Genomic DNA, 20,623 nt, shown 5'->3' on the forward strand with positions numbered 1-20,623 from the left:
GCCGGGCGCCTATTTCTGGATGTTCTCGAAGTCGAACAGGCCGTTCCAGGCCAGTTCGGCCTCGGTCACGCGATCGGAGCGGCCCGCGGCGGCGACGTAGTCGAACACCGGGATATCGGCCATGTCCTGGATCATGATGGTCTGCGCCCGCGCGATCAGCTGGTAGGACTCCTGCTGGGTGGGGGCGGCCATGGCGGCGTCGAAGAGCCGGTCGACCTCGGGATTGTCGTAGTCGACATTGTTGGTCTCGGAGTAGCTGTAGTACTGCGAGGACAGGAACTGCATCATCGTCGGGTAATCGCCCTGCCAGCCGTAGCGGAAGGCGGTGCCGATTGTCTTGGCGTTCACCGCGTCGCGCACGTTCTTGAAGGTCGGGACGGGATTGGTGACCGCCTCGATGCCGAGGGTGTTCTTGATGCTGTTGGCCACCGCTTCGATCCAGGCCTGGTGGCCGCCGTCGGAGTTGTAGGTGATGGTGTACTTGCCCGACCACGGTGAGAGGGCGTCGGCCTGGGCCCACAGCTTCTTGGCCTCGTCCGGGTTGTAGTCGAACACCTCGGCGCCGGGCAGGTTGCCGTTGAAGCCGGGCAGCGTGGAGGCGGTGAAATCGCGGGCGGGCAGGCGCAGGCCGTTGAAGATCTTCTCGCTGATCTGCGGGCGGTTGATCGCCATGGAGATCGCCTTGCGACGCAGCACGCCTTCCGCGCCGCCGAAATGGGGCACGGTGGTCTGGATGCCGATGTGCTGGTTCTGCGCGGTCGGCTTGGTGATGGCGCGGTCGCCGAGATCGTTCTTGTAGGAGGTCAGCGCGCTGTCGGGAATGGTGTCGAGGGTGTCGAGATTGCCCGCCTGTAGATCGGCGTAGGCGGTTTCGAACGACTGGTACATGACGAAGCGCAGGCCCTTGTTCTTGGCCGGGCGACCGCCGGGGTAGTCCGGATTGGGCTTCAGATCGATCTTGACGTTGTGTTCCCAGGATTCGAAGGCGTACGGGCCGTTGCCGACCGGGTTCTCGCCGAACGCCTTCATGTCGGCGAACGCCGACTCCGGCAGGGGGTAGAACGGGGCGTACCCGAGGGCGCTCTCGAAGTCGATCGAGGGCGACTTCAATTCCACGGTGAAGGTGCGGTCATCGACCACTTTCAGGCCCGACATCGTCTGCGCCGTGGGTTTCTCGGAATTCACTTCGTCGAATCCGACAATGGGCGTGAAAACATAACTCTGCAATTGTGCGTTCGTGGCGAGGGCGCCGTAGTTCCACGCGTCGACGAATGATTTGGCGGTCACCGTGGTGCCGTCGGTGAATTTCCAGTCCGGCTTGATGGTGATGCGGTAGGACTTGCGATCGGCGGTCTCGATCTTCTCTGCCATCTCGTCGTGGGCCTCGCCGGTGGCGTCGTAGTACTTGAGCCCGGCGAACAGGCGATCGACCACGCGACCACCCATGTTCTCGTTGGTGTTGGTGGGCACCAACGGATTCTGCGGCTCGCCCGCGTTGGTGGTGACGATCGCCGCGTCGACGCTGTCGTCGGATCCACAGGCGGTCAGGGCGAGGCCAGCGGCCATGACGGACGCGGCGAACAACACGGTCACTCTGGTGAATATCAACGCGGTCTCCCGAAATAAATGAACAATTCTCGGAACCATCAGCTGAACGGTTGAGATAAAACGATAGCCCGAGAACGGCGGATCTGTCCGGGAAGTCATCGGATGACCCATCGGCGAAACCTGCGCGATACAACCGCCGCGCGGAGCCGGGTGCGTTGACTAGTGTCGAGGGAGCAGGGCTGACGCCCTCGCGACCGACCCGACCGCACGAGGCATGTGAGGCTGAATCGACATGACCGAAACCGCTGCAGGACACCCGGACTCGTTCCCGCCGAGCGCGGAGTTCGCCGCCTCGGCCAACGCCGACGCCGCACTGTACGAGCGGGCCGAGACCGATCGCGACGGCTTCTGGGCCGAACAGGCCAACCGGTTGCACTGGCACAAGCCCTTCAGCCAGGTGCTCGACTGGAGCGATGCGCCGGTGGCGCGCTGGTTCGCCGACGGTGAGCTCAATGTCGCCTACAACTGCGTGGACCGCCACGTCCTCGACGGGCACGGCGACCAGGTCGCCATCCACTGGGAGGGCGAGCCCGGCGACTCGCGCGACATCACCTATCGCGAACTGCTCGACGAGGTCTCCCGCGCCGCGAACTTCCTGACCGAGCTCGGGCTCGAAGCCGGTGACCGCGTGGCCGTCTACATGCCGATGGTGCCCGAGGCCATCGTGTCGATGCTGGCCTGCGCGCGATTGGGCCTCACACATTCGGTGGTGTTCGCCGGGTTCTCCCCCAGCGCGCTACGTCAGCGTGTCGACGATGCCGAGGCGCGGCTGATCATCACCACCGACGGGCAGTGGCGGCGCGGCAAGCCCGCCCCGCTGAAGGAGGCGGTGGACGAGGCGCTCGCCGCCAAGGGCGATGTGCCGTCCTCGGTCGAGCACGTGCTGGTGGTGCGCCGGGTCGGTACCGAGGTCCCCTGGACCGACGGGCGCGATCTGTGGTGGCACGAAACCGTCGCCGCCGCTTCGCCTTCCCACGAAGCGCGGCCTTTCCCGGCCGAGCATCCCCTGTTCATCCTCTACACCTCCGGCACGACCGGAAAGCCCAAGGGGATCCTGCACACCACCGGCGGCTACCTCACCCAGACCGCCTACACCCACCACAACGTGTTCGACCACAAAGCGGGCCAGGACGTCTATTGGTGCACCGCCGACATCGGCTGGGTCACCGGGCACAGCTACATCGTCTACGGGCCGCTGGCCAACCGCACCACGCAGGTCGTCTACGAGGGCACACCGAATTCGCCGAACGAGCACCGGCACTTCGAGATCATCGAGAAGTACGGCGTCACCATCTACTACACCGCGCCCACACTGATCCGGACATTCATGAAATGGGGACGTGAGATCCCCGACGCCCACGATCTCAGCAGCCTGCGCGTGCTCGGCTCGGTCGGCGAGCCGATCAACCCCGAAGCCTGGCGCTGGTACCGCAGCGTCATCGGGGCGGACAGGACCCCCGTGGTCGATACCTGGTGGCAGACCGAGACCGGCGCCATCATGATCTCCCCGCTGCCCGGCGTCACCGCCACCAAGCCGGGCGCGGCCATGCGACCACTGCCCGGCATCTCGGCGACGGTCGTCGACGAGGAGGGCAAGCCGGTCCAGCTCGGGGAGACCGAGGCCAACGGGTACCTGGTGCTCGACAAGCCGTGGCCGTCGATGCTGCGCGGCATCTGGGGCGATATGGACCGCTACCGGGCCACCTACTGGGAGCGCTACGCCGAGCAGGGCTGGTACTTCGCCGGGGACGGCGCCAAGCTCGACGCCGACGGCGATCTGTGGGTGCTGGGCCGCGTGGACGACGTCATGAACGTCTCCGGACACCGCATCTCCACCGCCGAGGTCGAATCGGCGCTGGTCGGGCACCCGACGGTGGCCGAGGCCGCGGTGGTCGGCGCCAGCGACGACACCACCGGGCAGGGCATCGTCGCGTTCGTCATCCTGACCGGCGAGGCGGCGGGTAAGGCCGGGGACGGCCTCGTGGACGAGCTGAAGGCCGAGGTCGCCAAGCAGATCAGCCCGATCGCCAAGCCGCGCGAGATCCACCTCGTGCCGGAACTGCCCAAGACACGCAGCGGCAAGATCATGCGCCGACTACTGCGCGATGTGGCCGAGGGACGCGAGCTCGGCGATACCTCGACGCTGGTCGATCCGGGCGTTTTCGAGGCGATTCGCGCGGGCGGCAACTGAGCGGTGCCCGGTCGGCGGCGGGGTGGGCCGTCGGCCGGGTCCGTTAGGATCGGTGCGAGGTGTGCCGGGAAGTCTGGTCGGCGTGCGGTCGTGCATCCGGTGGATGAGCGCCCGTAGCTGAGTCCACCCCTGCCGAGAGGCCCGCGCTTGATCACCCGTGTGCGATCCGAACTGACCCGCTATCTCCGGACCGAAACGGTCGGCGGGGCGCTGCTGCTCATCGCCGCCGCGGTCGCGCTGCTCTGGGTGAACTCGCCGTGGGGGGCGAGCTATCAGACGATGGTCGGCGCGCATCTGAGCATTCCCGCGCTGCACCTGGACCTCACGCTGGCCGACTGGACCAAGGACGGGCTGCTCGCGGTCTTCTTCTTCGTCGCGGGGCTGGAACTCAAACGCGAGTTCGTCGTCGGGGAACTGGCGGATGTGAAACGGGCGGCGCTGCCGGTGGTCGCGGCGGTGGGCGGTGTCGTCACCCCGGCGGTGATCGCGCTGATCGTCGGGCACGGCGTGCCGGGCATGGACAAGGGCTGGGCCATCCCGGTGGCCACCGACATCGCCTTCGCGCTGGCGGTGCTCGCGATGACCGGCTCGCGGATTCCGGCCAGCGCGCGGGTGTTCCTGCTGAGTCTGGCCGTGGTCGACGATCTGCTGGCGATCCTGCTCATCGCGGTGCTGTTCACCGCCTCGCTCTCGCTGCTGTGGCTGCTGGCGGCGCTGGCCTGCTGCGCGGCCTGGGCGCTGGCCCAGAAGTTCCGGCTGCACACGCCGCTGGTGTATCTGCCGCTGGCGCTGGTGTGCTGGTACGCGCTGCACGAGGCGGGCATCCATCCCACGCTGGCCGGTGTCGCGCTCGGCCTGCTCACCCGGGTGCGGACCGACCCGGGCGAGCGGACCGCACCGGCCACCCATCTCGAACACGTCGTGCAGCCGCTGTCGGCGGGGCTGTGCGTGCCGCTGTTCGCGCTGTTCGCCTCCGGCGTGCCGCTGGACGCGGCGGTGTTCGGTTCGCTGTTCACCGAGCGGTTGTCGCTGGCGATCATGCTCGGGCTGCTGCTGGGCAAGACCATCGGCATCTTCGGCGTCAGCTGGGTGACGATCCGGCTCGGCTGGGTGAAACGCCCTGCCGGACTGGGCTATCGCGACATGTTCGCCCTGTCGGTACTGGGCGCGATCGGGTTCACCGTTAGCCTTCTGGTGGCGGAACTCGCGTTGGCCGATGTCGGCGCGGAAGCCATCGATCTCGCGAAGGCGGCCGTTCTGGTCACCTCCATGGCAGCATCGCTGATCGGATCGGCGCTACTGTTGCGCCGAGGACGTGTGCACCAGGCGCGCCGCGACGCGGACGAACTACCACCGGACACAGAAGGGTCGACGAAGTGAGTTACACCCAAGGCGGAAATGACGGTCGGACGGTCACTTCCATCCCGTTGACCGACGCCAATCCGCCCGGATCGGCCAGCTTCGGCAGTCTGGTCCGCGACGCGACCGAGCAGATGTCGACCCTTGTGCGCGCCGAAGTCGCGCTGGCCAAGGCCGAGGTGACCGCCGAGGTCCGCAAGGGCCTGACCGGCAGTGTCTTCTTCATCCTCGCGCTGACGGTACTGCTGTTCAGCTCGTTCTTCTTTTTCTTCTTCCTCGCCGAACTGCTGGACGTGTGGCTCTACCGCTGGGCCGCGTTCCTGATCGTGTTCGCGCTGATGGTGCTCACCACCGCGCTCCTGGCCTTCCTCGGCTGGCTCAAGGTGCGCAAACTGCGCGCTCCGGAGAAGACGATCGGCTCGCTCAAGCAGACCGCCGAGGTGCTGCCGCAGGCGCTGACCCACCGCGAGAGCGCCCCCGCGCTGGAGAAGTCGACCAAGCGATGACGCGCCGGGCGGGCCCGGTCGCACCGGCCGGACCCGCCTACTAGGCTCGATCGGCGTGTCGTCCAATTCATTCCCGGATCCGTCCAGCGTCCGTTACGACGGACCGTGGACCCACCGTGACGTGCACGCCAACGGCATCCGCTTCCACGTGGTGGAGGCCGACTCGACCGGGCGCGCCGACGCGCCCCTGGTCCTGCTCCTGCACGGTTTCGCCGACTTCTGGTGGTCGTGGCGTCATCAGCTGACCGGGCTGCCCGATCACGGCTACCGCACCGTCGCCGTCGACCTGCGCGGATACGGCGATTCGGACAAACCCCCGCGCGGCTACGACGGCTGGACCCTGGCCGGTGACATCGCCGGACTCGTCCGCGCCCTCGGACACACCGAGGCGACGCTGGTCGGACACGCCGAAGGCGGCCTGGTCTGCTGGGCCACCGCCGTGCTGCACCCGCGCCTGGTGCGCTCGATCGCCGTCATCGGCTCGCCGCATCCGGCCGCGTTGAAGAAGGCCGTCCTGCGCGATCCCGCCCAGCGCGCCACCTGGCTCCCCGATTTCCTGCGTTACCAGCTGCCGCGCTATCCCGAACACCTGCTCACCCGGCGCGACGGCGCCGAGGTGGAACGACTGCTGCGCGAGCGGGTCGGTCAGAGCTGGTCGCGCGGCGCCGAATTCACCGAGACGGCCGCCCGCATGCGCCACGCCGTCCGCATCCCCGGCGTGGCCCACTGCGCGCTGGAGTACCAGCGCTGGGCGTTCCGCAGCCAGTGGCGTCCCGACGGCAAGCGCTTCATGGCGACCATGCGCACCCCCATAGATATCCCCGTCTTGGCCCTGCGCGGCGACCAGGACCCCTACTTGCTGCCCGCCACCGTCCACCGTGGCGCCCGCTGGTCCCCCGCCCGAACCCTGGTATCGATCCCCGACGCAGGGCACTACGCCCACCAGGAGAACCCCACGAGGGTCAACCAGGAACTGACCACCCGCTGGCGCGAGCAGAACGGCGTCAACGGCACTCCCAAGGACGGCCTGGTCTCGCCGTAGGCCAACGCTGCAGCGCCGCTGGTCAGCGACCTTCCGCACTCCCAGCCACACCGCACACCCCGAATCCGCCATGACCGCACTCCCGACCCCGCACCCGCGACCCCGAGGAGCGGCGGCCACGCAGTGGCCGGTCGCGGCCGGGCCGCCGGTCAGGCGCCGCGGCGTACGCGACGAAGGAGCAAGCCGCGGTGCCTGACCGGCGGCCCTCCAGGGGCCGCGACCTCGAGCGCGCCAGCGCTCCAACAAACACAGCCGTAAACCACCAGGGACCGTCGAACAACAGCCCCGGCCCCGCAACCTAACTCAGCACACAAGCACCCGTATCCACCGGCGTACTACTGGGAGCCGCCGCGGCCAGCTCCGAAGCAACCTCGTTCAACGTCAGCACATACCCCGTGTCGTCATCGGTCACAGCCGCACCGAACACAACCCCCAAAACCTGCCCCTCGGTATCGACCAGCGGCCCACCCGAGTTACCCGCCCGAACCTGACCGCGCACCGTGTACACCTCACGCTCTACAGTCCCGTCACGATGAATGGTCGGCCCCGTCAGATCGAGCGTCTCGCGCACCCGCGCGGCACTGGCCGTGTACGGGCCGCCCCCGGGATAGCCCAGGACGATGGCGCTCTCGCCCGAGCGCGCCGGGGCCGGGGCCTGCGGGACGACGGGGGCGGTCAGGCCCGGCACCGCGAGGACGGCGATGTCCTTGGACGGGTCGAACAGGACCACGGTGGCGTCGAGGGCACCGCGCGCGGTGTCGACCGAGACGCTGTTGGTGCCCGCGACGACGTGCGCGTTGGTCATCACCCGTTCCGGCGCCACGACGAAGCCCGAACCCTCCAGCGCGCGCTGGCAGCTCGGCGCGACGCCGCGGATGCGCAGCACGCTCTGCTGCAGCGAGGCCGCGACGGGGCTGGCGAGCACGCTCGGGTCCGGCGGTTCCACCGCGGCGATCGGCGCGCGGCCGAACGGGCCGATGACGTCGGGCAGCCCGGAGGTGTTGAGCAGCCGGGAGAACTCGTTGGGCAGCTTGCGCAGCCAGTTCGGCGCCACCTCGTTGACATCGGCGAGCACGCGCGAGCCGTTGATGGCCTGGGCGACGCCCGGCTGCGAGGCGGTGGCCAGCGGCAGGGCCAGCAGCCAGGCCGCGACCAGCACGGTCGCCGCCTGCAGGACCGCGCCGACCACGCTGTCGACACTGCGCGCCAGCGGATGCCGGATGCCCGAACGCGCGGCCCGGCCCAGCACCATGCCCGCGACCTCGCCGACGATCACCAGCAGCACGATCAGCATGATGCCGCCGAGGACCCGGCTACGCCCCTCGCTGAGGTGCTGCAGGATGTGCGGCGCGATGAGAATTCCGGCGACCGCGCCGATGGCGACGCCGAAGAACGCCAAGGTCGAGGCCACCGCCCCCTGCCGCCACCCGGTGGACGCCGCGACCAGCGCGATCAACACCACCGCGATATCCAACCAAACCGAGGCGCTCACAGGGTCATTCCGACCGCAGCCAACGAGCTCTCCAAGTCACGCACGTCGCCCCGATCCCAGTCTCGTTCCCAGCCCGCTGTTTTGATGATTCCGGCGAGGATACCGCCGGTGAGTCCCCACACCAGCATGCCGTCGACCTGGAACGCGGGACTCTGGTAGCCGAGACTGCCACGCACCATGAATCTGTGTGCCGGATCCAGCAATTCGGTGAGCGGGACACGCACGACACGCTCGGTTTCCGCGGGATCGACGACGCCGATCGCGCTGGGTGCCCGCCAGTAGCCGAGCACCGGGGTGACATCGAACTTCGAGGGCGGGACGAACAGTTTCGGCAGGACAGCGAACGGCTGGACACCACCGGGGTCGAGCCCGGTCTCCTCGACCGCCTCGCGCAGGGCGGTGCCGACCGGGCCGTCGTCGCCGGGATCGGCGGCGCCGCCGGGGAAGGCGATCTGGCCGCGATGTTGACGCATCGTCGAGGCGCGCTGGGTGAGCAGCACATCGGCGTCGGCGGGCAGGCCGCCCGGGGCGTCGGTGTCGGAGTCGGTCGCGCCGCCGAAGAGGACCAGGACCGCGGCCTGGCGCGGTTTGCCGGTGATCGACATGGCCCGGCGCAGGGCGCGGGAGGTGGCGAGGGTGTCGTCGGCGTCGGGGCCGCCGGATCTGATCGCGGTGTGCAACCACGCCGGGATACCGGAATCGTCGAGCCTCGCCACACCGTTCACGCCATCGCCTTCGATCCGCCTGTCACTGCCGTCACCTTCTGTCATACCGTGACGCCGAGTTTCGCGGACACCGTATCCGCGATGTCGGCCACGTCGGCGAAGGTGCGTACCTCCACACTCGCGATGGTGCCGTCGGCGCGCACCAGCACCGAGACCGGCAGCACCGCGGGCGCGCCCACCGCGGCGCGCACCGACGCCTGCGGATCGGAGACGCCGGGCAGGGTGATGCCGAGACCGGCCAGCCGCTGCAGGGCCTTGGCCTCGTCGGGATCGCTGTGCACGGTGAGCACGGTGAGCGCCGGGCCCGCCCGCTCGGCGAACTCCTGCAGATGCGGCAGCTCGACCGCGCACGGGCCACACCAGTAGGCCCAGAGATTGAGGAGCGCGGGTTTGCCCGCGAGGGCGGCGACCAGGTCGACCGGGGAGCCGTCGGCCAGACAGGTCAGTGTGAGTCCGGCCAGCGGACCGGCGCCGGGCGTGGTCGCCGCGCCAGACGGAGTCGCCGCACCGGGCGTGGCCGACGCACCAGGTGCCGTCGACGTACCAGGCGTACTCGCCGGACCTGACGTCGTCGCCGCACCGGGGCAAGGTGCGAGCCCGGCGGCGGCGCGGTCTTCGGCCGAAATGCTCGCTCGCGATGGGGTCGTGCCGGTGGTCGCAGGGGTGTCGGCGCCGTCGCGCGGCCACAGGGCGACCGTCGCCGCGAGGACGAGGATGACCGCGGCCAGTGCCCAGCGCACCGCGGGCCGTCGCCAGGGCGACGGGTCGACCGGATCGCTCACAGTCCGACCAGATCCAGCAGGTGCTCGCGCTCGGGTCCCTTGACCAGCTCGGCGGCGACCGCCGGATCGGTGGGCCCGATTCCGAACGAGGGGCAGTCCGGCGCCAGCACGCACGCGCCGCAGGCGGGCTTGCGGGCATGACACACCCGGCGGCCGTGGAAGATCACCCGGTGCGAGAGCATCGTCCAGTCCTTGCGCTCGATCAGCTCGCCGACCGCGTGCTCGACCTTGACCGGGTCTTCCTCCTCGGTCCACTTCCAGCGGCGCACCAGACGGCCGAAGTGGGTGTCGACGGTGATGCCGGGAACATCGAAGGCGTTGCCGAGGATGACGTTGGCGGTTTTGCGTCCGATTCCGGGCAATTCGACCAATTTCGGCAGGGTGTGAGGCAACTCACCGTCGTATTTCTCGACCAGCGCCTGCCCCAGCCCGATCAGCGAACTGGTCTTGTTCCGGTAGAAGCCGGTGGGCCGGATGAATTCCTCCAGTTCGACCCGGTTGGCCTCGGCGTAGTCGCGCGCGCTGCGGTACTTCGCGAACAGCGCGGGAGTGGTGAGGTTCACGCGGACGTCGGTGCACTGGGCCGACAGGATCGTCGCGACCGCCAGTTCCAGCGGCGTGGTGAAGTCGAGTTCGCAGTGCGCGTCGGGGAACGCGGTGGCCAGCGTGCGATTCATCCGGCGGGCGCGCCGGACCAGGCCGACCCGCGTTTCCGCAGCTATCGACCGGTTCCTGCGCTTGCGCGCGGCGGAGAGCCCGGCCGTTTCCACGGCGGGCGCGGCCTCGCGGGACGCTGCGGCGGAGGGGGAAACGGGCACGTGTTCACCATACGGAACCACTCCGACAACATTGCCCGTCGAGTTGACCCGCTGTGTTCCATCTGAGACCTGGACCGTGTTTACTGCCTGTCATGCAAGGACTCGCTGTGGTGCTCTTCCCAGTGCTGTTGATGCTGTTCGCGCTGGGGATGGAGCGGGTCGAGAATCGGCTCCGAAAGCTTCTCGAACCCGACGAAGAGGTTCAGCAGTACCTGGACAATGCCAGCAACGCCGAAGTGAAAGAGCTGACGAAGCTCGGCCTGCCCGCCGCCGTGGCGCGCGTGCGCAAGCGCCGTTCCCGCACGTCCGAGATGGATGTGGCGCGCGCCAGCTGACCTCTTCACAGTCTGCGCGCCGAGCGCAATCCACTCTTTACGTGGTGTCTGTCACTGTGGTGCCGTGATGCCGCGTAGACTGCGCGGTTGGTCGATTCGCTCGACCAGGTTCGCAAGCCATATCCCATAAGGAGCACATTCGTGGACGAGGCCCTCGCCAGAGCAGGCATCTTCCAAGGCGTCGAGCCCACCGCGGTGGCCGCGCTCGCCAAGCAGCTGCAGCCCGTAGATTTCCCGCGCGGCCACGTCATCTTCAACGAGGGCGAACCCGGCGATCGGCTGTACATCATCACCACGGGCAAGGTGAAGATCGGCCGTCGGTCCCCGGACGGCAGGGAGAACCTGCTGACGATCATGGGCCCGTCGGACATGTTCGGTGAACTGTCGATCTTCGACCCGGGTCCGCGTACCTCGACCGCCACCACGGTCACCGAGGTCCGCGCGGTGACGATGGACCGCGACGCGCTCAAGTCGTGGATCGATCAGCGCCCGGAGATCGCCGAGCAGCTGCTGCGCGTGCTGGCACGACGCCTTCGCCGCACCAACAACAACCTCGCCGACCTCATCTTCACCGACGTGCCCGGCCGCGTCGCCAAGGCGTTGCTGCAGCTCGCTCAGCGCTTCGGCACCCAGGAAGCGGGCGCGCTGCGCGTGACCCACGACCTGACCCAGGAAGAGATCGCCCAGCTGGTCGGTGCTTCCCGCGAGACCGTCAACAAGGCCCTGGCCGACTTCGCCCATCGCGGGTGGCTGCGGCTCGAGGGTAAGAGCGTGCTCATCTCCGACTCCGAGCGCCTCGCCCGACGCGCGCGCTGATCGCGCGATAGTACGTCTCGGCACGCCGGGACCACCCTCGGTGCGGCTCCAGGGAAGAGGGCCTCGACCGCACCAGGGTGGTTCCGGCGTGCCGTCGTCGTCTCAGGACGTGCGTTCGGCCCGCAGGTATTCCAGCTGCGCCTGCACCGAGCTGCGCGCGGCGGGCCACAGCCGCTTGTCGACGTCGGCGTACACCTTGCGGACGATCGCGAAAGCACCCGCGTCCTGGCCCAGTTCGGCCAGCGCGGCGCGGATCTGATCGAGCCGCTCGTGCCGGTGGTTCAGGTAGTACCGCACCACCGGCGCCGCGTCGGGATGATCGGGGCCGTGCGCGGGCAGCAGCGCCTTGCCCGTGCCGCGTTCGAGCAGCAGCTCGAGCGAGGACAGGAACGCGGCCAGCGCGCCCGCCTCCGAGGCCAGCACGGTGGTGCCCTGACCGAGCACGGTGTCACCGGTGACGATCGCGTCGTCGAGCTCGAAACTCACCGAGTCGCCGGTGTGACCGGGCGTGGCAAGCACGGTGATCCGCACCCCGGCCGCCTCGATGACCTCACCCGCCGCCAGCACGCTCACCTCCCCGCGCAGGTACTTCGGCTCCACCGCGCGCACCGGCGTCCCGGTGGCCTTCACCAGGTGGTCGATCCCGCCGGTGTGATCGGCGTGGTGGTGGGTGATCAGCGTCAACGCGATCCGGCCGCCGGTCGCCGCGACGATGGCGGCGATGTGGTTCTTGTCCTTGGGTCCCGGGTCGACGACGACGTACTCGTCGCTGCCGGGACCGCGTAGCAGCCAGGTGTTGGTGCCGTCGAGCGTCATCTGCGACGGATTGTCGGCCAACAGCACCGACGCCGTCGGGGTGACCGGCCTGACCTGGCTGTACGCGGGATGTTCCAATGCCATGACGGCGTGCCTATCCGACCTCGACGATCAATTCCACCTCGACCGGCGTGTTCTTCGGCAGCTCCGACACACCGACCGCCGAGCGCGCGTGCACGCCCGCCTCGCCGAACACCTCACCGAGGAATTCCGACGCGCCGTTGATCACGATCGGCTGGTCGGTGAACCCGGCGGCGGAGTTGACGAATCCGACGACCTTCACGATCCGCACCACCCGGTCGAGACCGACCAGGTCGTGCACCGCGGCCAGCGCGTTGAGCGCGCACAGCCGGGCGGCCTCCTTGGCCGTCTCCACCTCCACCTCGGCCCCGACCTTGCCGACCGCCGACAGCTCACCGTCGACGAAGGGCAGCTGGCCGGAGGTGTAGACCAGCGAACCGGTCTGCACGGCCGGGATGTAGGCCGCGACGGGGGCGGCGACCGGCGGCAGGGTGACCCCGAGCCGGTCGAGCGCGTCCTTCCACGCGGTGGCCACGGCTACTTCTGCCGCTTCAGGTAGGCGACGTGCTGCTCACCGGTCGGGCCGGGCAGGACCGTGACCAGTTCCCAGCCGTCGGCGCCCCACTGGTCGAGGATCTGCTTGGTCGCGTGCGTCAGCAGCGGCACGGTGGCGTACTCCCACAGGGTGACTTCACTCATGGGGAGAGTTTAGGGCTCACCCCGAACGCCGACGAGAAACGGGTTATAGGCTCGGCGACGTGGGAGCACCAACAGCAGAGCGATGGCCACAGCGCGCGACGAAAGCCCGCTTGCACTACGTGACAGGCAAGGGAGGCACCGGCAAGTCGACCGTTTCGGCCGCACTGGCCCTGGCGCTGGCCGCGGGGGGACGCAAAGTGCTGCTCGTCGAGGTGGAGAGCAGGCAGTCCATCGCGCAGCTGTTCGACCGGCCGCCGCTGCCACCCACCGAGACCCGGATCGCCAGCGCCGACGGCGGCGGCGAGGTCTTCGCGTTGGCGCTCGACATCGAGCACGCCTTCCTGGAATACCTCGACATGTTCTACAACCTCGGTTTCGCCGGGCGCGCGATGCGCCGGATGGGCGCCATCGAGTTCGTCACCACGATCGCGCCCGGCCTGCGCGATGTGATCCTGACCGGCAAGATCAAGGAGTGCGCGGTGCGCGTCGACCAGACGGGTAAGCCCGCCTACGACGACATCGTGGTCGACGCCCCGCCGACCGGCCGGATCGCCAGCTTCCTCGACGTCACCCAGGCCATGGCCGAGATCGCCAAGGGCGGCCCAATCGCCTCGCAGGCCGACGGCGTGTCCAAGCTGCTGCACTCCGACCAGACGATGATCCACCTGGTGACGCTGCTCGAGGCGCTGCCGGTGCAGGAGACCGCCGACGCCGTCGCCGAGCTCACGGCCAACGACCTGCGCATCGGCACGGTGATCGTCAACCGGGCGGCCACCGCCGAGCTCACCCCCGGCGACCGCGACTCGGCCGTGCGCGGCGACCTCGACACCACCAAGATCGCGGCGGGTCTGGCCGAGGCCGGAATCACCCTGCCCGAGGCGGATTTCGACGGACTGATCGCCGAGACGGTCGACCACGCCATCGTGCTGTCCGCGCAGGACGAGAGCGCCGCCGCGCTGGCCGAGGTCGACGTGCCCCAGCTGTCGCTGCCCGCCCTCGGTGAGGGCATGGACCTCGGCGGCCTCTACGAACTGGCCGAACAGCTATCCGCGCAGGGAGTGCGATGAGCGAGCAAGTGACCACCCCGCCCACGCTGGACGTCGCGCGGATCATCGCCGACCCGAGCGCGCGGGTCATCGTGTGCTGCGGTTCCGGCGGTGTCGGCAAGACCACCACGGCTGCCTCGATCGCGTTGCGCGCCGCCGAGGCGGGCCGCAAGGTCGTGGTGCTGACCATCGACCCGGCGCGCAGGCTGGCCCAGTCGCTCGGCGTGGCCGAGTTGGACAACACCCCGCAGCGGGTGGAGCTGGGCCCCGAGGTGCCCGGCGAGCTGCACGCGATGATGCTGAACATGCGCCGCACCTTCGACGACATGGTGCTCGAGCACACCAGCCCGGACAAGGCCGAGCAGATCTTCGCCAACCCGATCTATCAGACGGTGGCGTCGTCCTTCGGTGGCACGCAGGAGTACATGGCGATGGAGAAGCTCGGTCAGCTGGCCGGGCGCAAGGAGTGGGACCTGATCGTGGTCGACACTCCCCCCTCCCGCAACGCGCTGGACTTCCTCGACGCGCCCAAGCGGCTGGGCAATTTCCTCAACGGCAAGATGATCCGGCTGATCATGGCGCCCGGGCGTGGAGTGGGCCGGTTCGTGACCGGCGCGATGAGCCTGGCGATGCGTGGGGTCTCCACCATCGTCGGCGGGCAGATGCTCAAGGACGCCTCGACGTTCCTGCAGTCGCTGGAGTCGCTGTTCGGTGGGTTCCAGGATCGCGCCGAGCGCACCTTCGCGATGCTGTCCAAGCCGGGCACGCATTTCCTGGTGGTCGCCGCGCCCGAGCCGGACGCGCTGCGCGAGGCGTCGTTCTTCGTCGACCGGCTGTCCACCGAGCGGATGCCGCTGGCCGGACTGGTGCTCAACCGGACCCACCCGGCGCTGTCGGGCCTGTCCGGTGATCACGCGCTCACCGCGGCCGACCGGCTGGCCGAGTCCGACCCGCTGACCGCCTCGGTGCTGCGCATCCACACCGACCGGGTGGCCACCGCCAAGCGCGAGCAGCGACTGCTGCACCGGTTCACCGGCGCGCATCCCCGGGTCGCGATCGTCTCGGTGACGGCCCTGCCGTTCGAGGTTTCCGACCTCGAGGCCCTGCGCGTCGTCGGCGACCAGCTGACCGGCACAGCAGCTGCCTCCTGATTCCGTTCGGCTATAGATCACAGTCCCGTAACACCCACAGACGGCGCCGATTCCGCAAAGTGCGCGGGCTCGGCGCCGTCTGTGGTAACGGTCCGGTCTCACCTGCTAGATGGCCACCTGGTGCTGACGCTGGGCGTTGAAGAACTCGGCCCACGACGTGACGTCGGGATGCTGCTTGAGCAGGGCGCGCCGCTGTCGCTCGGTCATGCCGCCCCACACGCCGAACTCCACCCGGTTGTCCAGGGCGTCGGCGCCGCACTGCATGAGCACCGGGCAGTGACGGCAGATCGTCGCCGCCTTGCGCTGGGCCGCACCGCGAACGAACAGCTGGTCAGGGTCCACTTCCTTGCATCGCGCCTGGGCAACCCAAGCGATCCTTGCCTCGGCCTGCTCTACATCCAGTCGAGCGATGGGGGTTGTGATGTGCATTTGATGTGCCCCTTTGCAGTCCGAACACCGTTGTGCGGCGCTCCAGAATCGCGAGCGCGGATCACAGCAACCCAACTACCGCTGCGGTCCGCACCACATTCCACTTTGAGTGTTAGCTCTATCACACTGGGTTCTCAATCTAGGTAAAGGTATGGCGCTTGCGCAAGACCGGGCCCCGATTTTTTGGTACGACCGTCCATTCAAATCGGCGGAAGATCGAGAAGCGGCGCTGATCACCGGCGTGCCCGGTCGCGACACGCCGATGTGATCATTTTGTTGACACGCCCGAGCAACCCCCCTGGCACCGGCCGGACATTCCCCGTCGAGCAGCACAGCAGTGAACCCCGCCACCCCACCCTTTAGGCTGGGCTCGTGCCGATCACTCAAACGCTCGCGAGGCTGGCCGGCAGCTGCGCGCTGGCCGCCGTGCTAGTCGCTGGGCTGTTGTTCCCCTTGGCCGGTGGGTTCGGGTTCATCTCCAACCGAGCCGCCGATGCCGTCGACAACGTGTCTGCCGAACTGGTGGAGGGCACGGTCCCCGCCGTGTCGACGATGGTCGACGCGGGCGGAGCACCCATCGCGTGGCTCTACGAGCAGCGCCGCTTCGAGGTGCCCAGCGACCGGATCTCCAACAACATGAAGCTGGCGATCGTGTCCATCGAGGACAAGCGCTTCGCCGATCACAAGGGGGTGGACTGGCAGGGCACGCTGCGCGCGTTCCTCACCAACACCTCCTCCGGTGAGGTCCAACAGGGCGCCTCGACGCTCGACCAGCAGTACGTGAAGAACTTCAACCTGCTCGTCGTCGCCAAGACCGACGCCGAACGCCGGGCCGCGATCGAGACCACCCCCGCGCGCAAGCTGCGCGAGATCCGGATGGCGCTCACCCTCGACCGCGAGCTGAGCAAGGACGAGATCCTCACCCGCTACCTGAACCTGGTGCCCTTCGGCAACGGTTCCTACGGCATCCAGGACGCCGCGCAGACCTACTTCGGGGTCGACGCCGCCGACCTGACCATCACCCAGTCGGCGATGCTGGCGGGCATGGTGCAGTCCAGCTCCAAGCTGAACCCGTACACCAACGTCGCGGGCGTCACCGACCGTCGCAACACCGTGCTCGACACGCTCATCCAGAACATCCCCAGCCGGGCCACCGAGTTCGCCACGGCCAAGAGCGAACCGCTCGGTGTGCTGCCCGAACCCAAGGGCCTGCCGCGCGGCTGCATCTCCGCGCACGAGAAGGGCTTTTTCTGCGACTACGCGCTCGAGTACCTGGCCGAGTCCGGGATCAGCCGCGAGCAGATCGACAAGGGCGGCTACCTGATCAAGACCACCCTGGACCCGGCGCTGCAGGAATCGGTCAAGCGCGCGGTCAGCGAGGCCGCAGATCCCAACCTCGACAACATCGCCGAGGTCATGTCGGTGGTCTCGCCCGGCCAGGACGCCCACCACGTGCTGGCGATGGCCTCCAGCCGCACCTACGGTCTCGACCGCGACGCCAACGAGACACTGCTCGGGCAGCCGTACTCGATGGCCGGTGACGGCGCCGGGTCGATCTTCAAGCTCTTCACCACCGCCGCCGCGATGGAGAAGGGCCTCGGCATCGCCGCCCAGGTCGACGTGCCCAGCTTCTACGCCGCCAAGGGCATGGGTTACTCCAACGCCCCCGGCTGCCCCGCCGACGCCTGGTGCGTGAAGAACGCGGGCGCCTATCCCGGCTCGATGTCGGTGACCGACGCGCTGGCCACCTCGCCCAACACCGCCTTCGTCAAGATGATCCAGGACGTCGGCGTCGAGCCCGCGGTGGACATGGCCGTGCGACTGGGCATGCGCTCCTACACCAAGCCCGGCACCTCCGGCCACGGCAACTCCAGCCTGGCCGACCACATCAAGAACAACAACATGGGTTCGTTCACCCTCGGCCCGTTCGCGATCAACCCGCTCGAGCTGTCGAATGTGGCCGCCACGCTGGCCTCGGGTGGCAAGTGGTGCCCGCCCTCGCCGATCCAGGAGGTCATCGACCGGCAGGGCAAGACCGTGCCGCTGACCCAGCAGGCGTGCGAGCAGGTCGTCGATCCCGGCCTGGCCAACACCCTGGCCAACGCGATGAGCAAGGACGACGTCAGCGGTACCGCCGCGGGCGCCGCGCGCTCCGCGGGCTGGTCGGCGCCGCTGTCGGGCAAGACGGGCACCACCGAGAGCCACCGCTCCTCGGCCTTCCTGGGCTTCACCAACTCGCTGGCCGCCGCGGTCTACGTCTACGGTGACAGCCCGACCCCCGGCGAGATCTGCTCGTTCCCGCTGCGCAACTGCGGTGGCGGCGATCTCTACGGCGGTAACGAACCGGCCCGCACCTGGTTCAACGCGGTGAAACCGGTGCTCGACCACTATCCGCCGCCCGCGCTGCCACCGCTGGACGACAAGTACGTGCGCGGCGCGAACAACTCGCAGGTGCCCGATGTGGCGGGCAAGTCGCAGGGCGAGGCCACCTCGATCCTGTCCGGCGCCGGTTTCCGGGTGACGGCGGTGACCGCGCCGGGCTCGCAGGCCAAGGGCACCGTGATGGGCAGCTCGCCCAACGGCGCGGCCATCCCGGGCTCGGTGGTCACGATCTACATCAGTGACGGCACCGTCCGCGTGCCGACCACCACCGCCCCGCCCGCGCCCTCGGCACCCACCCCCGAGCTGCCAGGGCTACCGCAACTGCCCCGCCTGCCACCGATCCCCATCCCGGTGCCACGCTGACGACACGCGAAGGGCCGCCGTCCATTCCGGACGGCGGCCCTTCGTCGTTTCGCGTCAGAGGCGGGCTTTGACCGCCGCCGACAGGCGCGACCCATCGGCCTTGCCCTCGGCGAGCGCGGTCGCGGCCTTCATGACCTGACCCATCTGCTTCATCCCCGGCCGCTCCCCCAACTGCTCGGCGACCTGCGCGATGGCGGTATCGGCGACCTGGGCGACCTCGGCCTCGGTGAGCTGGGTCGGCAGGTACTCCTCGATGACCTCTTCCTCGGCGCGCTCGTTCGCGGCCAGCTCGCCGCGCCCGTTCTGCTCGTAGATGACCGCGGCCTCGTTGCGCTTCTTGGCTTCCTTCTGCAGCAGCGCCACCACGTCGGCGTCGGAGAGTTCGCGCGCCTGCGTTCCGGAGACCTCGGCGTTCTGGATCGAGGCGAGCAACATCCGCAGGGTGGACAGGCGCAGCGTGTCCTTGGCTTTCATCGCGGCGGTCATATCCGCGCGCAGCTGCGATTTCAGTTCCGACATGCGCATCACGCTAGCCCGTCACCCCCGCAACTCTCATCACATTTTCATCGCGAAGGAAATTCGTACCTTTTGTGCGGAAACACACGCGCCGTTCCGGGAGGGGGTCGCCTATGCTGGGCAAATGCCCGTTATCTCGACGTCCGCTGTCCGCCGCACCGTCTGGGGAGCCGCTGGGGCCGCCGTCGCAGGCATCGGTTACGCCACGCTGATCGAGCGCAACGCGTTCGTGCTGCGTGAGGCCACCATGCCGGTGCTCGCGCCCGGGTCGCCGACCCTGCGCATCCTGCACGTCAGCGACCTGCACATGATGCCGGGCCAGCAGCTCAAGCAGCAGTGGCTGCGCGAACTCGATCGGCTCGAACCCGACCTGGTCGTGAATACCGGTGACAATCTTTCGCATCCCAAGGCCGTGCCCGCGGTGGTGCAATCCCTCGGCGCGCTGCTGGCGCGTCCAGGCCTGTTCGTGTTCGGTTCCAACGACTATTTCGCGCCGGTGCCGAAGAATCCGCTGAAGTATTTCAAGAAGGATCATCGCCGCGTCTACGGCGACCCGCTGCCCTGGCAGGATCTGCGCGCGGCCTTCACCGAACGCGGCTGGCTCGACCTCACCCACACCCGCCGCGATCTCGAGGTCGCGGGCATCCGCATCGCCAGCGCGGGCGTGGACGACCCGCACCTGCAGCGCGACCGCTACGACACCGTCGCCGGTGCGCCGAATCAGCTGGCGCAGTTGAGCATCGGTGTCACCCACTCGCCGGAACCGCGGGTGCTCGACCGCTTCGCCGAGGACGGCTACGACCTGGTGCTGGCCGGACACACGCACGGCGGACAGCTGGTGGTGCCCGGTTACGGCGCGCTGGTGACCAACTGCGGCATCGACAAGTCGCGCGTCAAGGGCGCCTCGCAGTGGGGCGAGCACACCCAGCTGCACGTGTCGGCGGGCATCGGCACCTCGCCGTGGGCGCCCTACCGCTTCTGCTGCCGTCCCGAGGCCACCCTGCTGACGCTGGTCGGCGCCCCGCCGAAGCGTCCCGCCGCCGACACCGACCACGGCTTGTCCACCTCCGAGGCCGTCGCCCGCTAGGGTTGCGCCCCGAACGACAGATTTGTCACTAGGGGAACAATCGTGAGCAACGGATCCGACGACAGGCGCAACGACCCGACCGTGTTCGGCGGACCCGGCGCACCACACTCCGACGCGCAATGGCAGCGCCCCGACGCCGCCCCCGCGCCGAACACACCCGACCCCACCACCGCCTGGACCCCCGGCGGCACCGGCCTCCCCCCAACCCTGCGCTGGGACGGATCGGGCCCACCGCCCGGCCTGCCGGACCCGACCCAGTGGACACCCGCCGGTCCGCAGGATTGGCAGGGAGCGAATCCCGCTCCGGGACAACCGGGTTCGACACCGGGTGGTGATGCGACACAGGTGGCCCCTTGGTCCGGCGGGAATCCCCCCGTCGCGCCACCACCAGGCGCCGACGCCACGCAGGTGGCGCCTTGGTCCGGCGCGAATCAGCCTG

Annotated in this window: 20 protein-coding genes; 10 read left to right on the top strand and 10 right to left on the bottom strand. The window is 68.8% G+C overall.

Annotated elements, in window-relative coordinates; all coding sequences use genetic code 11:
- Nucleotides 1-9: 9 nt before the first annotated feature.
- Complete coding sequence (locus QC180_RS00945; protein ID WP_278261167.1) at nucleotides 10-1,566, bottom strand: peptide ABC transporter substrate-binding protein; 1,557 nt, start codon at nucleotides 1,564-1,566, stop codon at nucleotides 10-12.
- Between the two features lie 274 nt (nucleotides 1,567-1,840).
- Here QC180_RS00945 and acs point away from each other — a divergent pair, with 274 nt between their 5' ends.
- The 4 genes from acs (at nucleotide 1,841) to QC180_RS00965 (ending at nucleotide 6,706) form a co-directional block, all read left to right on the top strand.
- Nucleotides 1,841-3,799 carry an acetate--CoA ligase gene (gene acs / locus QC180_RS00950; protein ID WP_278260622.1) on the top strand — a complete coding sequence of 653 codons (1,959 nt, stop codon included), beginning with the start codon at nucleotides 1,841-1,843 and terminating at the stop codon, nucleotides 3,797-3,799.
- Between the two features lie 147 nt (nucleotides 3,800-3,946).
- The gene (nhaA, locus tag QC180_RS00955; RefSeq protein WP_278260623.1) at nucleotides 3,947-5,179 is read left to right on the top strand and encodes a Na+/H+ antiporter NhaA; all 1,233 of its coding nucleotides are present in this window, start codon (nucleotides 3,947-3,949) and stop codon (nucleotides 5,177-5,179) included.
- On the top strand, nucleotides 5,176-5,664 hold the full coding sequence (locus QC180_RS00960; RefSeq protein ID WP_278260624.1) for a phage holin family protein: 489 nt from the start codon (nucleotides 5,176-5,178) through the stop codon (nucleotides 5,662-5,664). Before nhaA ends, QC180_RS00960 begins: the two co-directional genes overlap by 4 nt.
- 55 nt (nucleotides 5,665-5,719) lie before the next feature.
- Complete coding sequence (locus tag QC180_RS00965; RefSeq protein WP_278260625.1) at nucleotides 5,720-6,706, top strand: alpha/beta fold hydrolase; 987 nt, start codon at nucleotides 5,720-5,722, stop codon at nucleotides 6,704-6,706.
- A 298-nt stretch (nucleotides 6,707-7,004) separates the two neighbouring features.
- Here QC180_RS00965 and QC180_RS00970 read toward each other — a convergent pair whose 3' ends face one another.
- The 4 genes from QC180_RS00970 to nth are packed head-to-tail and all read right to left on the bottom strand — an operon-like array spanning nucleotide 7,005 to nucleotide 10,382.
- A complete protein-coding gene (locus tag QC180_RS00970; protein ID WP_278260626.1) occupies nucleotides 7,005-8,198 on the bottom strand; it encodes a MarP family serine protease in 1,194 nt (397 codons plus the stop codon).
- Nucleotides 8,195-8,923, bottom strand: coding sequence for an NUDIX hydrolase (locus tag QC180_RS00975; protein ID WP_278260627.1), 729 nt, complete (start codon nucleotides 8,921-8,923; stop codon nucleotides 8,195-8,197). Before QC180_RS00975 ends, QC180_RS00970 begins: the two co-directional genes overlap by 4 nt.
- 41 nt (nucleotides 8,924-8,964) lie before the next feature.
- Entirely contained in the window at nucleotides 8,965-9,705 is a 741-nt protein-coding gene (locus QC180_RS00980) for a TlpA family protein disulfide reductase (protein WP_278260628.1), read from the bottom strand.
- Nucleotides 9,702-10,382: an endonuclease III gene (gene nth, locus QC180_RS00985; RefSeq protein ID WP_278261168.1), complete on the bottom strand. Its 681-nt coding sequence runs from the start codon at nucleotides 10,380-10,382 to the stop codon at nucleotides 9,702-9,704. Before nth ends, QC180_RS00980 begins: the two co-directional genes overlap by 4 nt.
- A 233-nt stretch (nucleotides 10,383-10,615) precedes the next feature.
- Here nth and QC180_RS00990 point away from each other — a divergent pair, with 233 nt between their 5' ends.
- Nucleotides 10,616-10,858 carry a hypothetical protein gene (locus QC180_RS00990; RefSeq protein WP_278260629.1) on the top strand — a complete coding sequence of 81 codons (243 nt, stop codon included), beginning with the start codon at nucleotides 10,616-10,618 and terminating at the stop codon, nucleotides 10,856-10,858.
- A gap of 141 nt (nucleotides 10,859-10,999) precedes the next feature.
- Nucleotides 11,000-11,674, top strand: a complete 675-nt coding sequence (locus tag QC180_RS00995) for a Crp/Fnr family transcriptional regulator (RefSeq protein ID WP_040703546.1) — start codon at nucleotides 11,000-11,002, stop codon at nucleotides 11,672-11,674.
- A gap of 102 nt (nucleotides 11,675-11,776) precedes the next feature.
- On the opposite strand, the gene QC180_RS01000 is transcribed toward QC180_RS00995, so the two are convergent.
- From QC180_RS01000 to QC180_RS01010, 3 genes are read right to left on the bottom strand one after another with little or no spacing between them, the layout of a single operon-like run.
- Nucleotides 11,777-12,574: an MBL fold metallo-hydrolase gene (locus QC180_RS01000; RefSeq protein WP_278260630.1), complete on the bottom strand. Its 798-nt coding sequence runs from the start codon at nucleotides 12,572-12,574 to the stop codon at nucleotides 11,777-11,779.
- Nucleotides 12,575-12,584: 10 nt separating this feature from the next.
- Nucleotides 12,585-13,046 (bottom strand): RidA family protein, encoded by a 462-nt coding sequence (locus tag QC180_RS01005; RefSeq protein WP_278260631.1) that lies wholly within the window; start codon nucleotides 13,044-13,046, stop codon nucleotides 12,585-12,587.
- A gap of 2 nt (nucleotides 13,047-13,048) precedes the next feature.
- A complete protein-coding gene (locus tag QC180_RS01010; protein WP_019044568.1) occupies nucleotides 13,049-13,210 on the bottom strand; it encodes a Sp36 family protein in 162 nt (53 codons plus the stop codon).
- 59 nt (nucleotides 13,211-13,269) lie between these two features.
- On the opposite strand from QC180_RS01010, the gene bagA reads away from it, so the two are divergent.
- Both bagA and bagB read left to right on the top strand, forming a co-directional pair.
- Nucleotides 13,270-14,277 carry an ATPase BagA gene (gene bagA / locus QC180_RS01015; RefSeq protein ID WP_278260632.1) on the top strand — a complete coding sequence of 336 codons (1,008 nt, stop codon included), beginning with the start codon at nucleotides 13,270-13,272 and terminating at the stop codon, nucleotides 14,275-14,277.
- The gene (gene bagB, locus QC180_RS01020) at nucleotides 14,274-15,407 is read left to right on the top strand and encodes an ATPase BagB (protein ID WP_278260633.1); all 1,134 of its coding nucleotides are present in this window, start codon (nucleotides 14,274-14,276) and stop codon (nucleotides 15,405-15,407) included. Before bagA ends, bagB begins: the two co-directional genes overlap by 4 nt.
- Nucleotides 15,408-15,512: 105 nt before the next feature.
- Here the strand turns inward: bagB and QC180_RS01025 are convergent, their stop codons facing one another.
- On the bottom strand, nucleotides 15,513-15,836 hold the full coding sequence (locus QC180_RS01025; protein ID WP_056821932.1) for a WhiB family transcriptional regulator: 324 nt from the start codon (nucleotides 15,834-15,836) through the stop codon (nucleotides 15,513-15,515).
- Between the two features lie 372 nt (nucleotides 15,837-16,208).
- Here QC180_RS01025 and QC180_RS01030 point away from each other — a divergent pair, with 372 nt between their 5' ends.
- Complete coding sequence (locus QC180_RS01030) at nucleotides 16,209-18,581, top strand: penicillin-binding protein (protein ID WP_278260634.1); 2,373 nt, start codon at nucleotides 16,209-16,211, stop codon at nucleotides 18,579-18,581.
- 54 nt (nucleotides 18,582-18,635) lie between these two features.
- Here the strand turns inward: QC180_RS01030 and QC180_RS01035 are convergent, their stop codons facing one another.
- Entirely contained in the window at nucleotides 18,636-19,100 is a 465-nt protein-coding gene (locus QC180_RS01035; RefSeq protein WP_278260635.1) for a GatB/YqeY domain-containing protein, read from the bottom strand.
- A gap of 121 nt (nucleotides 19,101-19,221) precedes the next feature.
- Here QC180_RS01035 and QC180_RS01040 point away from each other — a divergent pair, with 121 nt between their 5' ends.
- Complete coding sequence (locus tag QC180_RS01040; RefSeq protein WP_278260636.1) at nucleotides 19,222-20,184, top strand: metallophosphoesterase; 963 nt, start codon at nucleotides 19,222-19,224, stop codon at nucleotides 20,182-20,184.
- The last annotated feature ends 439 nt before the right edge of the window (nucleotides 20,185-20,623 follow it).

The sequence above is a fragment of the Nocardia anocheti genome (assembly GCF_029675105.1).
Lineage (GTDB): Bacteria > Actinomycetota > Actinomycetes > Mycobacteriales > Mycobacteriaceae > Nocardia.